At 65.8% G+C, this 14,133-nt stretch carries 10 protein-coding genes and 3 pseudogenes; 4 read left to right on the top strand and 9 right to left on the bottom strand.

Going from position 1 to position 14,133, the window contains the following annotated elements:
• The first annotated feature begins 47 nt into the window (after nt 1–47).
• On the top strand, nt 48–854 hold the full coding sequence (locus tag PX52LOC_RS18580; RefSeq protein ID WP_149111503.1) for an IS5 family transposase: 807 nt from the start codon (nt 48–50) through the stop codon (nt 852–854).
• Between the two features lie 73 nt (nt 855–927).
• Here the strand turns inward: PX52LOC_RS18580 and PX52LOC_RS18575 are convergent, their stop codons facing one another.
• The 4 genes and pseudogenes from PX52LOC_RS18575 to PX52LOC_RS18560 form a co-directional block, all read right to left on the bottom strand.
• Complete coding sequence (locus tag PX52LOC_RS18575) at nt 928–2,214, bottom strand: IS701 family transposase (protein WP_149111502.1); 1,287 nt, start codon at nt 2,212–2,214, stop codon at nt 928–930.
• Nucleotides 2,215–2,273: 59 nt separating this feature from the next.
• Complete coding sequence (locus tag PX52LOC_RS41660; RefSeq protein WP_178132555.1) at nt 2,274–2,744, bottom strand: DUF6527 family protein; 471 nt, start codon at nt 2,742–2,744, stop codon at nt 2,274–2,276.
• A pseudogene (locus PX52LOC_RS18565) lies at nt 2,741–3,340 on the bottom strand (DUF6791 domain-containing protein); the annotation flags it as partial. The gene PX52LOC_RS41660 and the pseudogene PX52LOC_RS18565, both read right to left, overlap by 4 nt.
• A gap of 254 nt (nt 3,341–3,594) precedes the next feature.
• Nucleotides 3,595–4,791, bottom strand: a complete 1,197-nt coding sequence (locus PX52LOC_RS18560; protein WP_149111501.1) for a TlpA family protein disulfide reductase — start codon at nt 4,789–4,791, stop codon at nt 3,595–3,597.
• Between the two features lie 116 nt (nt 4,792–4,907).
• Here PX52LOC_RS18560 and PX52LOC_RS18555 point away from each other — a divergent pair.
• From PX52LOC_RS18555 to PX52LOC_RS18545, 3 genes and pseudogenes are all read left to right on the top strand, one after another.
• Nucleotides 4,908–5,702, top strand: a pseudogene (locus PX52LOC_RS18555) (ISAs1 family transposase); the annotation flags it as partial.
• 90 nt (nt 5,703–5,792) lie between these two features.
• Nucleotides 5,793–6,955: pseudogene (locus PX52LOC_RS18550) on the top strand (IS3 family transposase).
• A gap of 18 nt (nt 6,956–6,973) precedes the next feature.
• On the top strand, nt 6,974–7,297 hold the full coding sequence (locus tag PX52LOC_RS18545; RefSeq protein ID WP_149115538.1) for an ISAs1 family transposase: 324 nt from the start codon (nt 6,974–6,976) through the stop codon (nt 7,295–7,297).
• On the opposite strand, the gene PX52LOC_RS18540 is transcribed toward PX52LOC_RS18545, so the two are convergent.
• From PX52LOC_RS18540 to PX52LOC_RS18520, 5 genes are all read right to left on the bottom strand, one after another.
• On the bottom strand, nt 7,249–9,726 hold the full coding sequence (locus PX52LOC_RS18540; protein WP_149111498.1) for a phosphoketolase family protein: 2,478 nt from the start codon (nt 9,724–9,726) through the stop codon (nt 7,249–7,251). The two genes, PX52LOC_RS18545 and PX52LOC_RS18540, sit on opposite strands and share 49 nt — an antisense overlap.
• Before the next feature lie 9 nt (nt 9,727–9,735).
• Nucleotides 9,736–10,974 (bottom strand): acetate/propionate family kinase, encoded by a 1,239-nt coding sequence (locus PX52LOC_RS18535; protein WP_246173757.1) that lies wholly within the window; start codon nt 10,972–10,974, stop codon nt 9,736–9,738.
• Nucleotides 10,975–11,129: 155 nt separating this feature from the next.
• Nucleotides 11,130–11,336, bottom strand: a complete 207-nt coding sequence (locus tag PX52LOC_RS18530; RefSeq protein WP_149111497.1) for a hypothetical protein — start codon at nt 11,334–11,336, stop codon at nt 11,130–11,132.
• A gap of 240 nt (nt 11,337–11,576) precedes the next feature.
• Entirely contained in the window at nt 11,577–13,532 is a 1,956-nt protein-coding gene (gene dnaK / locus PX52LOC_RS18525; RefSeq protein ID WP_149111496.1) for a molecular chaperone DnaK, read from the bottom strand.
• A 133-nt stretch (nt 13,533–13,665) separates the two neighbouring features.
• On the bottom strand, nt 13,666–14,082 hold the full coding sequence (locus tag PX52LOC_RS18520) for a hypothetical protein (RefSeq protein ID WP_149111495.1): 417 nt from the start codon (nt 14,080–14,082) through the stop codon (nt 13,666–13,668).
• Between the last annotated feature and the right edge of the window lie 51 nt (nt 14,083–14,133).

Below are 14,133 nucleotides of genomic sequence, written 5' to 3'. Positions count from 1 at the left end.
CTTTGCGCCACGGCGGTGGAACTGTTCCCATCGTGGAGGTTCCTGCCATGGCGAGTGCACGAATGCCGGATGAGTTCTACGAGGTCGTCGCCCACCACCTGCCGCCCGAGCGGCCCGTCGGATCACGCGGCGGGCGGCCGTGGGTCGGCCACCGGGCCGTCCTCCGGGTCATCTGGTACGTCCTGGCGAGCGGCGTCCGGTGGGCCGACGTGCCGCCCGAACTCGGGTGCTCGGGCCGGACGGCCCACCGCCGACTGCGGGCGTGGGAGGAGGCCGGCATCTGGGACCGGTTGCACGTCGACCTGCTCCGGCTGCTCCGCCAGGCGGGCAAGCTCGACACCGACCTGGTCGTCATCGACTCCGTTTACGTGCGGGCGTTCGGGGGCGGCGAGGCGACCGGCCCGAGCCCCGTCGACCGCGGGAAACCGGGCACGAAGCACACGTTGATGGTCGACCGGTCGGGTGTGCCATTGTCCATTCGCACGGCCGGAGCGAATGAGAGCGACCACACCCAAATCATCCCCCTGGTCCTCGACTTCCCCCGCGTCGGCGGGAAGCCGGGCCGGCCGAAGGAGATGCCGGACGAGGCGTACACGGACCGCGGGTTCGACAGCGATGCCACCCGGTGGATCTTGCGGTGGCTCGGCATCGAGCCGAAGATCGGCCGGCGGAACACGCCTCATGGGAGCGGGCTGGGCAAGGTCCGATGGGTCGTCGAGCGGACCATCGGTTGGGTCAAGGGCCTGCGACGGATGCGGGTCCGGTATGATCGCCTCGGCGTCATGCGAGATGCCTTCGCGTCCCTGGCTGCCAGTGTCATCTGCTACCGCATCTTGATCCACGACGCCCTATAACTGCGGTGGTTGTGTCACAGCTTTTTAAGGTTCGGAAGGTATTAGCACTACAGCGCGGGTCTAGATCAGCGATCTATGCCGCCGCTTCTTGTGGGACTTGGCGGCCTGCTCGTTCCGCCGTTGGTGGTACCGGATGACCTCGCCCGTGTGCCGGAGCCGCGGTGTCCCGCGCCGGCGGCGGAACAGTGCGTCGCACCTCGCGTTCAGTGCCCGGCACACCTGCTCCATCGTCACCTGCGGGTTTTTTCCCCCGCAGCCGGTCCGTATGGGCCGACACGAACCCCATCACCAGCAGAGCCAGGATCAGGTGCCGGATCAACCCGGTGTACTGCCGCCCCTCGTAGTGCATTAAGCCGGCCTCGGACTTGGCCGCCCGGAAACTGTGCTCGATCGTCGCCCGACGAAACGCCACCGCTAGTACCCGCGACAGTGGCTCGGCCGTCGCGTTCGTCACGAAGTACTTCACCTCGGCGGTGGACTCGTTGATCGCCACCACCAGACGGTACGCCTTCCCGCGGACCCACACCGCCTTACCCGCAGCACGCCACACCTGGGGTTGCACAGTCCGGCGGGTCAGCCGGAAGCGTCGCCCTTGTCTCGCCGCATCGGCCGCGAGAGCGGTGTCGGCCCTCCGGGGCTTCCCGCCGTTCGTGGCCCGCACCGAGAAGTTGACCGGCACCTCGGCCACGAACTTCTGCCGGATCAGGGTCAGGACCGTCAGGAAGGGGACGGCCGCCCCGTACCCCTCGTCGAACACGAGCCAGTCGAACCGCACCCCGTTCCCGTCCAGGCGGAGCACCTGGTCCAGCGCGATCCGCCACTTCGGGACGTGCCGGACGTCGTCCGGGATGCCGGCCGCGCGACACCGGTCTCGGTCCTCGGCCCACGACTTCGGGAGATACAGGTCGGCGTCCAGGAGGGCCTGGAACTGCCCTTTCGCGACCCCGACGTGGACGGTCACGATCCCGTTATCGACCTTGCCCGCACATCCCAGATACTGCCGCTGGACGCCGGGCGTCCGGTCACCCTTCTTGAGACAACTGGTCTCGTCGATCACCCCGACCGTCCCGAGCGGGTCGGTCGGCAAGTTCGTGAGCACCCCCGCCAAGTGTCGTTGCAGAACGTCGCGGGCTGACTCGTGGTCCCAGGCCGCGGTAGTCAAGAACTCCTGGAGGGTGCGGACCGCGGTGCCGGACGCGAGGGCGACCGGCTCCACGGACTTACGGGGCAGGTCGGACAGCAGGCCGCGACAGTACGTGTCGAAGTGGGCGGCCGTCCGGTCCTGTCCAAAGCAGGTACGGTACCGGCGGAGATAGCGACCGAACTCGGACCCGATCGCCGCGATCTCGGAATCGGTCATCGGAACCTTCCGTGGGTGGAAACGCGCGACAACCGATGGCGACCGGCACGGGGACGGCCTTACCCCAACCGTGGTTCTCCCAGTGCCCGAAGCCGCCGCCCGTCACGAACCAGGAAAACATCCCAGATGCCGTGCAGGACGACTTCCCCAGGGTCCAGCCGGGTCCACCCGCACACGATCGCGTTATCGAAGTACAGGTACTCGCCGCCTTCGATCGGCGGGATCTCGGCCATCAGCCGCGGCAGGAATGTGGGGTCCCCGTCTTCAAGGACGCGCCCGCGATCGATGACGTAGTGCGAACTGCATCGAAGTGTCCAACTCCCCACGGACGGCCACAGCGACACGGTCTCCCCGTCAAATGTGATCTTCCAGCCGGACGGCGACAAGGGCGTGACGACTTCCTCGCCACATCCGCAGCAGCAACTGTGAGTAGTAGTGCCGAACTCCAACGACACGTAGAAAATCCCAGGCTCAATGCAGTCGGGAAAGGTTCGCACGAAGCGGTGTTCGAGGCGGCGGTAGCGAATCATGCCCGATCCCCGTTTTCGAGTTGGTTGCCGTCGGTCGTGTAGGTGCAGTGGTGTTCACGTTCGAGGTCCCGATAGAAGCCCCGAAGCTTTTTCCACTTGATGACTGCAAGTGTCGCGTTAAGTGCGTTGAGATCAGCGACCTGGATGTTGGAGGAGTAAATGTCGTTTACCCCGCCGCCTGCGAATGAGATGCGGCCGCCGTGAACGTGCCCACGCATCCCGGGCGTACTCGCAGTCACCCGCAGCATGCCCCCGAGCGAACCGTCGACCAACTCCAAGCCCATGCCCGAGTCGATGCCAGCGGGGGTGGTCATCTTCTCGTGGTAGTCGAGGTAATCTCGTCCGGGTTTGGTCGAAAAGTGGTATTTCGCCGTCAACCCGTGCCCGAGGTTGTAGCTCCCGCCGCCGTCGCCGATGCCGGCGATCCGCGTGCCGTCGGCGTTGCAAGGGAACTCGCCATCGAACCACACCTGATGCGAGTCCGGAGGCCGGATTCCATCACCGGCAAGGTTGAGGCTTGAGATGAGCGTGCCCGTGAGCACGTCCCGCTTCGCGTCGACGTAGGGCACCTCGCGCATCACCAGGAGCGCGCCCCTGACGCAAGCTTCAGAGTGGCGACTTCCTCCAATACTGGAGGGCAGGGTTGCCGCACTATGAAGTCCTTTTCCGGTAGTAATTTACGTCGATCGATCTCTCGATTTTCGCTAGCATATCGCCGTGACCAATTGCCAGCACACGATTTCGAAGTGCGGTAGATCTGCGGGGGTGGGTCGTTCACTGACGAAACCGACCACGAACCGAGTAGCCACGTTCTGCTCGCTCCCCAGCCACTCGATCAAGATCGAGTGGCTCACCTTCGCGGCACCATGCCGGCTTTCAACTTGAACTCTTCCAAACTGGCTTCTAGCTCTTTGGCACAAGCCTCCATGTTCTGCTGAAACAGCTTATCGTTCGCCCACGGCAGGGGCGAGGCGGTACGGAATGCCTTGAGTGCGGATTCCGCGTGCGTCACCGCTTTGTCATAAGCCCCTTTCCCCGCGTACGCGTGGGCGAGTTGGGCGTCGGCGTGGACGCGCAACTCGAACTGGTACTGCTCGCCGGAGTCCTTCTCCTGTCGCGCCACGTCCCGGGCACATTTGATGATCTCGATCGCCAGATCGCAGCACCGCGTATCGGATGGGGCGCCACCGAGCGGGGCGGAGAGGAGCGACGCGATGTGCAACAGAACCTGGCTCGTCGGCCGGTCCTCATTGGCCCGGGCGGCGGCCGCCGCCGTCAGCTCGATCCCGTACTCGAGCGCCCGGTCCGCCAGCTTTGGGTCGGCGACGAGGGCCTGGAGTTTCATCTGCCCGTACCGGACCCGTTCGCCCGGCTCTTTCTGAATCGCCTCGTCCACCAAGGTTACCGCCTCCGACGCCTTCTTCTGCAGGATCAGTTGCTCGACCTGAACCGCGAGCCGGTTCCCGCGGTCTAATCGCTCGTTCTCCTTTCGGAACGCCTCCTTTCGGGCGTGCCGGAGCCGGAGTGCGATCACAGCGGCCTGGGGGTTGTATTTGCCTTCCAAGATCAGACGCAGCGGTTCGCCCATCTCGGTCGGGTTGCCGATCCAAGCGACCTTGCCCGTCGCGTCCACGATGAACGCGGTCGGGATACCCTCGAGACCGGCGGCTACCATCCAGGCAGCCCACATCCGCCCCCGCTCGTCCCATCCGACCCGGAAGCCCATGTCCTTGTCATGCTTCGCGACGAAGTCTCGGACGCCTTTCTCCTTCTCGTCGCACAAGCACGCGAAGACAACGCCCTTGTACCGCCGCTGAAGCTCGCTCAGGTGCGGCATGCATTTGATGCACGGCGCGCAGGCCGTCCCCCAGAACTCGACGACGTACACCTTGCCCTTCTCGATCCCGGCGACCGGGTCACCTTTAACCCAGGTGTTGACCTTGAGTTCGGGGGCCGGGCTGCCGATCGTGAGCGGATCGACCGCGCCAACCCCTCCGGGCTTCAGGGCCACGACAAGCAGAGTCAAGAAGAAGGAGCCGCGCGCCATTGTGCGCCCTCGGTGTGGGTGTTTGCGGAAGGCCAGAGCCGCAGGCACAACGTCGCAAAGGAGCTGTTTGTTTGCGCGGGCTCTAGCAGTACACCGAGGGTTTCAGGAGGATACCCATGCCGGCGCTGCCGCTCACGGCCGTGTTCGATGATCTCCCCGACCCCCGCCGGGACACCGAGAACAAGCTCCACCGGCTGACCGATATCCTGTCCATCACCACGTGTGCGGTCATCGGCGGGGCCGAGACGTGGGAGGCGATCGCCGAGTACGGGCGGACCAAGGCCGACTTCTTCCGCCGGTTCCTCACCCTGGAGAACGGCATCCCGAGTGCCGACACGTTCGGCCGGGTGTTCGCCAAGCTCGAACCCGGTTCATTCGCCCAGGCGTTCGGCCGGTGGATGGCGGCGGCGTGCGAGGCCACCGGGTTGGTGCCCGTCGCCATCGACGGGAAGTCGGCTCGCGCGGCCAAGCGGAACACGGCCACCGGGTGCGTCCACGTGGTCACGGCGTGGGCCACCGAGAACCGCCTGGTGCTCGGCCAGGCCGCCGTCCCGGACGGGTCGAACGAGATCGGGACGATCCCCGACCTGTTACGGACGCTGGACCTGTCCGGGGCGATCGTGACGATCGATGCCGCGGGGTGCCAGGTCGAGAACGCGCACCTGATTCGGTCCCGGGGCGGGCACTACCTACTGGCCGTAAAGGATAATCAGCCGACCCTCCGTGCGGCCGTCGAGCGGGTGGTCGAGGCGGCCTGCGAGGCCGATCTGGTCGGGATGGAGGGAAGCGAGCAGGTAGATGATGCTCACGGCCGGCACGAGGAGCGGTACGTCGGTGTATTCAAAGACCCCGACGGCATCCCGCCCGAGTGGCCGGACGTGGCGGCGGTGGTGCAGGTGAACCGGGAGCGGGAGGTCGGCGGGGTGCGGGCCTTGAGCCTCCCCAGGTTTAGTGGACAGCGGGAAAGCGGTGTAGACTCCAACAACCCGGAGAGCACACCGATGGCTGGCAAACGCACGACGTACACGCCGGAGTTCAAGCTCCAGGCGGTCAAAATGATCACCGACCAGCACCTGTCCGTGGCCGAGGTCGGCCGGCGGCTCGGGGTGTCCGAGAACCGCCTGCACGAGTGGAAGAAGGCCGTCCTCGCCAAAGGGGCCGACGCCTTCCCCGGCGTGGGCCACCTCACGCCCCTCGAGGAAGAGAACCGCCGCCTCCGGGCCGAGAACAAGCGGCTGGAGATGGAGCGCGACATCCTGAAAAAAGCGACGGCGTTCTTCGCCACCCTGACGAAGTGATCTTCGCCTGGATCGAGGAACGCCGCTCCGACTACCCGGTCGCCGCGCTGTGCCGTGCCCTCGGCGTGTCCCGGTCGGGCTTCTACGCCCGGGCGAACCGCCGCCCGAGTGCGACGGCCGTTCGGCGGGAGGCGTTGGTCGCCCACATCCGGGCGGTTCACGCCGAGGTGCGGGGGCGGTACGGCAGCCCCCGCCTCGCCCGGGAGTTGAAGGCCCGCGGCGTGGCGTGCTGCGTTAACACGGTGGCGAAGGCGATGGCGGCCCACGGCCTCCGGGCGAAGGCCGTGAAGCGGTTCGTGCGGACGACCGACTCGGGCCATCGCTTGCCGGTGTCGGAAAACGTCCTCGCCCGCGACTTCGCGGCCGCGAGGCCGAACGAGAAGTGGGCCATGGATTTGACCTACGTGCCGACCCTCGAAGGCTGGTTGTTCCTCGCCCTCGTGGTGGACTTGTTCTCCCGCCGGATCGTCGGCTGGGCGATGGCCGCTGCCATGACGAGCCGCCTCGTCGTGGACGCCCTCGACCTGGCCGTCGGGCGACGTGGCGTTCCGCCCGGATTGATTGCGCACTCGGACCGGGGGAGCCAGTACGCCAGCGCGCACTACCAGGCCGAACTCCGCCGGCACGGGATGGTAGGCAGTATGAGCGGGGTGGGCCAGTGCTGGGACAACGCCGTGGTCGAGAGCACGTTCGGCCGACTGAAGCAGGAGTTGGTTCACGGCGAGCGGTACGCCACACGAGACGAGGCGCGGGCCTCGATCTTTGAATACGTCGAAGTGTTTTACAACCGCGTCCGTCGGCACTCGACCCTGGGGTACGTCTCCCCGGCGGAGTACGAGCGGGCGCACGACCCCAACAACCGCTAACCGCGCTGTCCACTTTCACTGGGGAAGATCACCTGCACCAGCCACTACTACCTGACCAGCTACGCCGGAACGGCCGCCGAGTTGGGCCGCTGGGTGCGGGGGCACTGGGGGATCGAGAACGGCCTCCACTGGGTTCTCGACGTGGTGTTCCGGGAGGACCGGAGTCGCATCCGGGAGGAGAGCGCCGGGGCCAACCTGGCGATGGTCCGGCGGGTCGCTGTGTCGCTACTCCGGCGGGCACCGGGTAAAGGAAGCGGGTTAACCAAGCGGCTCAAGGCCGGTTGGGATGACGACTACATGTTGCAGGTCCTGCAAGGAATCACTGCACCTGTAGTGCGGTAGCCCTGCGTGTTGTCGGGCGAGGAAGTGTCCACGGTAGATACTGGCGGAGCGATCACCCGACCCGGCCAGGCCCACCCACCGGTTTCCGGCATGTCCTCGCCGTGCTCGGCGATGTACCGCTTGTGCTCGGCCCGGCGGTCGTCCATCAGTCGCCGGACGTGGCCCGCGCGTGCGGCCAACCCGGGCACCCGGTCGATCACGTCCTTGACGAGGTGGAAGCGGTCCATGTCGTTCAGCACGACCATGTCGAACGGAGTGGTGGTCGTGCCTTCCGACTTGAACCCGCGGACGTGCAAGTTTTTGTGGTTGGTCCGGCGGTAGGTGAGTTGATGGATCAGCGAAGGAAACCCGTGGAACGCGAAGACGATCTGCCGATCCGTAGTGAACAGCGCGTCGAACTCTTCATCCGGCAGTCCGTGCGGGTGTTCTTCCGGCGGTTGCAGTTTCATGAGATCGACGACGTTCACGACCCGCACCTTCAGTTCCGGCAGGTGCTGGCGGATCAAGTCTACCGCCGCAAGAATCTCGAGCGTCGGCACGTCGCCGCAGCACGCCATGACCACGTCGGGGTCGCCACCGTTATCGTTCGATGCCCAATCCCAGACGCCCAGCCCGGCGGCGCAATGCGCGTCTGCCTCGGCAATCGTCAGCCACTGGGGGGCCATTTGTTTGCCGGCCACCACCACGTTCACGTAATTGCGACTTCGCAGGCAGTGGTCGGTTATGGACAGCAGAGTGTTTGCGTCCGGCGGCAAGTACATGCGGATGACCGCGGCCTTCTTGTTCACGACGTGGTTGAGGAAGCCGGGATCTTGGTGTGAAAACCCGTTGTGGTCCTGCCGCCAGACGTGGCTGGAAAGGAGATAGTTGAGGCTGGCGATGGGTCGCCGCCACGGGATGTGGCCGCACACCTTGAGCCACTTCGCGTGCTGGTTGAACATCGAGTCGATGATCTGGATGAACGCCTCGTAGCACGAGAAAAACCCGTGTCGGCCGGTCAGCAGATACCCTTCGAGCCACCCCTGGCATTGGTGCTCGGACAGCATCTCCATCACTCGCCCGTCCGGGGCGAGATGGTCGTCCGTGTCGTATCGCTCGGCCATCCAAGCCCGGTTCGTGACCTCGAGCACGTCCTGCCAGCGGTTCGAGTTGTTTTCGTCGGGGCTGAACAGTCGGAAGTTTTGGCTCGGGAGGTTGAGCCGCATGACGTCGCGGAGGAACTGCCCCATTACTCGGGTCGCTTCGGCGGTTGTCCCACCGGGGCTCGTTACCTCGACGGCGTAGGTCCGGTAGTCGGGCAGTTGCAGGTCTTTAAGGAGCTGGCCGCCGTTCGCATGCGGGCTCGCACTCATCCGCCGATCGCCCTTCGGAGCCAGTTCCGTAAGCTCGGGAACGAGTCGGCCCGCGGCGTCGAACAGCTCGTTCGGACGATAGCTTCTCATCCACTGTTCGAGGATCGCGACATGGCCGGCCTTGTCCATGTCGCCCATCGGCACCTGGTGCGACCGCCAATAGTCCTCGCACTTCTTGCTGTCGATTTCGGCCGGGCACGTCCAGCCCTTCGGCGTGCGAAGGACGATCATCGGCCACGTCGGGCGGCCCTGATGCCCCTTGGTTCGTGCGTCTGACCAGATCTCGTGAATGTCGCCGATGGCCTCGTCCATGACGGCGGCGAGTTCCCGGTGGACCTTCTCCGGCTCGTGTCCTTCGACGAAATAAGGCTTGTACCCGTACCCCTCGAACAGCTTCCGCAACTCGTCCTTCGGGATGCGGGCGAGGATGGTGGGGCTCGCGATCTTGTACCCGTTCAAGTGCAAAATGGGCAACACGGCCCCGTCCGTGACCGGGTTCAGAAACTTGTTCGAGTGCCAACTCGTGGCGAGCGGTCCGGTTTCGGCTTCGCCGTCGCCGACGACTGCGGCGACGATCAGGTCGGGGTTGTCGAAGGCGGCCCCGAAGGCGTGCGACAGGGCGTAGCCCAATTCACCGCCTTCGTGGATGCTGCCGGGCGTCTCCGGGGCGACGTGGCTCGGGATCCCGCCGGGGAAGCTAAACTGCTTGAACAACCGCCCCAGCCCCGCCTCGTCGGGCGAGACGTGCGGGTAGACCTCGGAGTACGTTCCTTCGAGGTAAGCATTGGCGACGAGTGACGGGCCGCCGTGTCCGGGGCCGGTGATGAAGAGGACGTTCAGGTCGTGGGCCTTGATGACCCGGTTCAGGTGGACGTACAGGAGGTTCAGCCCCGGCGACGTGCCCCAGTGGCCGAGCAGCCGGGGTTTGACGTGCTCCCGGCGGAGCGGCTCCTTCAAGAGCGGGTTGTTGAGCAGATAGATTTGCCCGACGGCCAGGTAATTGGCAGCCCGCCAGTAAGCGTCCATGACCCCGAGCAACTCTGATGACGGGGGCACTGTGGGCTGGCGGTCGGTCATTTTGTTCTCCTACGGTGCGGGCGGGCCGGCCCCCGCGACGCGGAAGACGGTTCGGGCGATCATCAGTTCCTCGTCCGTCGGGATGACCCGCACCGTCACTGGTCCGGCGGTGGCGGAGATCAACGGCGCATTCGCGTCGTTTGCGGCCGAGTCGAGCCGGACCCCGAGGAACTCGAGGCCGTCGCAGACGCGGGACCGGACTTCGGGGGCGCCCTCGCCGATTCCGCCGGAGAACACCAGGGTGTCGAGTCCGCCGAGGGCGGCAGACAACGCCCCGACCCACTTACGGGCCTGGTAGCAGAACAGTTCGACCGCGTCGGCCGCCCGCGGGTCGGTCGCCTGACGGGCGAGCAGGTCGCGCATGTCCGGGCTCGTTTCCGACACCCCGAGTAGGCCGGACCGGCGGGTCACCAGGTCTTCGAGTTGGTCCGCGGTGAGTCCTTCCGCCTTCGCGATGTGGATCAGGACGCCGGGATCGAGGTCGCCGGTGCGGGTGCCCATCACCAGGCCGCCGGCCGGGGTGAGTCCCATCGTCGTGTCGACGCACCGGCCGTCTCGAACGGCCGCCATGCTGGCCCCGGACCCGAGGTGGGCGAGCACCACCCGGCCGCGGGCGGCGTCGGCACCGGCCAACCGCCCGACCTCGCCCAGGAGGAAGTCGTAGGACAGGCCGTGGAACCCGTACCGCCGAATGCCACTCTCCCGGTAGCGACGCGGGATCGGGAGGAAGCGGGCGACCGACGACAGGTCGCGGTGGAAAGCGGTGTCGAAGCAGGCGAACTGCGGCACCCCCGGTAGCCGGCGGGCGAGGGCCTCGATGAGTCGGATTTCGGACGGCAAATGGACGGGGGCGAACGGGGTCGCCGCCCGCAGGTCAGCGAGCAGGCCGGGGGTGATGACTCGCGGGTCGGTGTGGGATGGGCCGCCGTGGACGATGCGGTGCCCGACGGCCGAGATGCGGCGGAGTGCGCCAATTCCGTCCAACCAGTCGAACAGCCCCTCGACAGCTTGATCGAGACCCGCCGCGGGCAGCGGCCGCCGTTCGTCGGGACGGCCGGGCATGCTTGCACGGAGGAAGGCGTCCGCGAGTCCGACTCGTTCGACGGCTCCGCCGACCGACCGCCGAAGCGACTCGCCCGCGTCGAAGACGGCGAACTTGATGCTCGAAGAGCCGCCGTTCAAAGTCAGGACGTGCCCGCCTGGGACGGACAGACGACTCGACGGAATCTCTGCGGTGCTTACGGGCAATTGACTTCCTCACCGCTAGTGATTCCCACGAAGAACCTCTGCACCGAACTCAATCCAACTGGCGGGGCGTTTGCCGTGCGGGAACCACCAGCCGAGGGAGACGATGTGACAAGACGTGGTGTCTGCGACAACGCTCTCCCTCGATGCAGTGACGTTCAAATGGGCGAGCTTGCAGATCGGTCTTCCCCGATCGCGGCCTCCTGCTGCCGTGTCGTGACTGCCGTGGGCGGAATGAAATCGGGGTCCGAAAAGACGCTCAGCGGCGCCGGAGGAATATCCGCCGAAGGCGGGGGGGTCTCCGCCGCCGCCGGCCTAGGGGTTGAAGCCCACTGCACGCGGCGGACGATGTCGTCGAGGTCCATGATGCGATTCTCCTACGGTGGTCCGTTGCGAAAGAAACTACGGGCGACAGAAGATTCTCCGTCGATGCGAATGCTCAGCTTTGAAAACGGCTCATATTCACGAGTCTCGTCGCCTTGCTGGGGTCGGCGTGACCGATCGGATCTGGCGTATACTGGATCGGTACTCGTTGCCGCCAGCAGAGCAACAGGCCGCGTCCGAGAGATGACGCGGCTCTCGCATGCAACGAGACTCGTTTCGATCTATCCCTTCACCTCGTACTCGGCGTCGATTGCGTCTTCCCGGCCGGACCGCGATGCAGCCGAACCCGGCTCCACTGGACGGCCGTCCGGTCGCTTCTCGGCCGAGGCGGCCAAATGTAGGGCGAACGCTGTCGCCGCCTGCTCCAGCTCATCGGTCAAACGCTTCAACCCCGCCACGTTGGTCCCCCCCAGGGCCTCACGGACCTTTGCGGTCGCCCGATCGATCGGAACCCGGTCGGAGGCCGTCACGGCCGTTCCCGCGCCCGCCAACGTCCGCTCGACCAAGTGGATACGATTTTCGGCCGCGTTCTTCGCCTCCGCGAACTCCCGCCGCCGCTTGTCCTCCTCGGCGTTCTGCTCGGCATCCTGCTTCATCCGCTCGACCTCCGCCTTACTCATCCCGGACGACGCCTCGATCCGGATCGTGTGCTCCTTCTGCGTGCCCAGATCCTTCGCCGACACCGACAGCACCCCGTTCGCGTCCAGGTCGAAGGTCACCTCGATCTGCGGGGTTCCCCGCGGGGCCGGCGGGATGCCCTCCATGTGGATCTGGCCGATTTTCTTGTTGTCCTTCGACATCGGCCGCTCGCCCTGGAATACTTCCACCTCGACCGCCTGTTGGTCGTCCGACGCCGTCGTGAACACCTGTGACTTCTTGGTCGGGATGGTGGTGTTCTTCGGGATCAGCACGGTCAGCACCCCGCCCTGCGTCTCCAGGCCCAGCGACAGCGGGGTCACGTCGAGGAGTTGAAGATCGGCCGCCGCGCCGAGGAGCAGTTGCGCCCCCTGGATCGCCGCCCCGACGGCGACCACCTCGTCCGGGTTCACGCCCTGGTGACCGGCCTTGCCGAACATTTCCTTCACGAGTTGCTGGACCCGCGGCATTCGGGTCATCCCGCCGACCATCACGACCTCGTCGATCTGATCCGGCGTGATCCCCTTGGCGTCGGCGAGGGCGGTCATGACCGGCTTCCGGCACCGTTCGATGAGGGGGTCGACCAGCCGCTCGAATTCGTTGCGGGTGACCGTTTGCATCAGGTGCTTCGGCCCGCTCGCGTCGGCCGTGATGAACGGCAGATTGATGTCGGTCGTCGTCTGCAAGCTCAGGTCTTGCTTCGCCCGCTCGGCCGCCTCCTTGAGCCGTTGCATCGCCATCGGGTCCTTCCGCAGGTCGATCCCGCTCTGCTTCTTGAAGGCGTCGGCGATGTGGTCCATCAGCAGCTGATCGAAGTCGTCGCCGCCGAGGTGCGTGTCGCCGTTCGTCGACAACACCTGGAAGACGCCGTCGTCGCCGACGTCGAGGACGCTGATGTCGAACGTGCCGCCGCCGAGGTCGAACACCACGATCTTTTCGTTCTTCTTGCCGTCGAGGGCGTACGCCACGGCCCCGGCCGTCGGCTCGTTCATGATCCGCATCCGCTGCTTGACGACCTTGCCGTCCTTCCCGCGGATCTCGTAATCGGTGTCGAAGCCGGCAATCGAGGCGGCGTCGATGGTCGCCTGCCGCTGGGCGTCGTTGAAGTACGCCGGCACCGTGATGACGGCCTTGCGGACGGTGTGCCCGAGGTAGGCTTCCGCCGCCTCCTTCAGCTTGCGGAGGATCATCGCCGAGATTTCCGGCGGGGTGAACGTCTTCCCGTCGATGTCGACCTTCACAAGGTCGTGCGCCCCCCCGACGATCTTGTACGGGACGAGCTTCTCCTCGCCGCCGACCTCGTTGTGGCGGCGGCCCATGAAACGTTTGATCGAGAAGACGGTCCGCCGCGGGTTGGTGACCGATTGCCGCTTGGCGGCGGCTCCAACGATGCGCTCGCCCTTGTCGGTGAACGCCACCACGCTCGGGGTCGTGCGACTTCCTTCCTGGTTGGCGATCACCTTGACCTCGGTTCCCTCCATCACGGCAACGACGGAGTTCGTCGTACCAAGGTCGATCCCGATGATCTTCTCTTCCGCCATGGAACACTCTTCCGATCTGGATTTGGGTTGCCGTCGGTTGGCACTCGTTCGTTGCGTGACAGCGGGCGCGACGTGCTTCCGCTGCCTGTGTTTGCTCGTAACTTCAGCGTTGAATAACGGGCAGCCTGTCTGCTCAGTCCCACCAGATTGACAGCAAACCGTACTCTTGTCGGCCCGTACCGAGTGCGCGATCCGTCTCCTCCTGGTCGGAGTGGACAGTTGCTTCGCCGCCCCAGTCCTCGGCCTGGGCGACCGCCATAAGCTGTTCGGCATCCGACCGGCTTGGCGTCAGGACGAACAGCGTGTCGGCATTCCAGAGGTTGTCGGGCAGGTCGCGGAGCTTGATCAGGCCGGCCGTCAGGAGATGGCTTGGGTCGGCGTAGTTCGGCACTCCCGGCCGGTCGAGCAGGACCGCGTGCCACAGGTGCCGGTGCTTTAGCAGGCTGTCACGGACCCGTTCGCCGTCCAGCGCGTTGAACTTCGTCCGGCGGAGAAGCTCGAACTGGATGTCCTGAACGGTAGCGTCTCGGAGTCGGAGCGCCTCAGTCATACGGGTACTCCTCGGCGGCCGGGTGTAGACGAGCTTGCGCGGCAGCTATGG

Source organism: Limnoglobus roseus (genome assembly GCF_008254045.1).
GTDB classification, from domain to species: Bacteria; Planctomycetota; Planctomycetia; order Gemmatales; family Gemmataceae; genus Limnoglobus; species Limnoglobus roseus.
The sequence above is the reverse complement of the archived record's forward strand: the minus strand, read 5'-3'. Positions and strand labels throughout refer to the sequence as shown.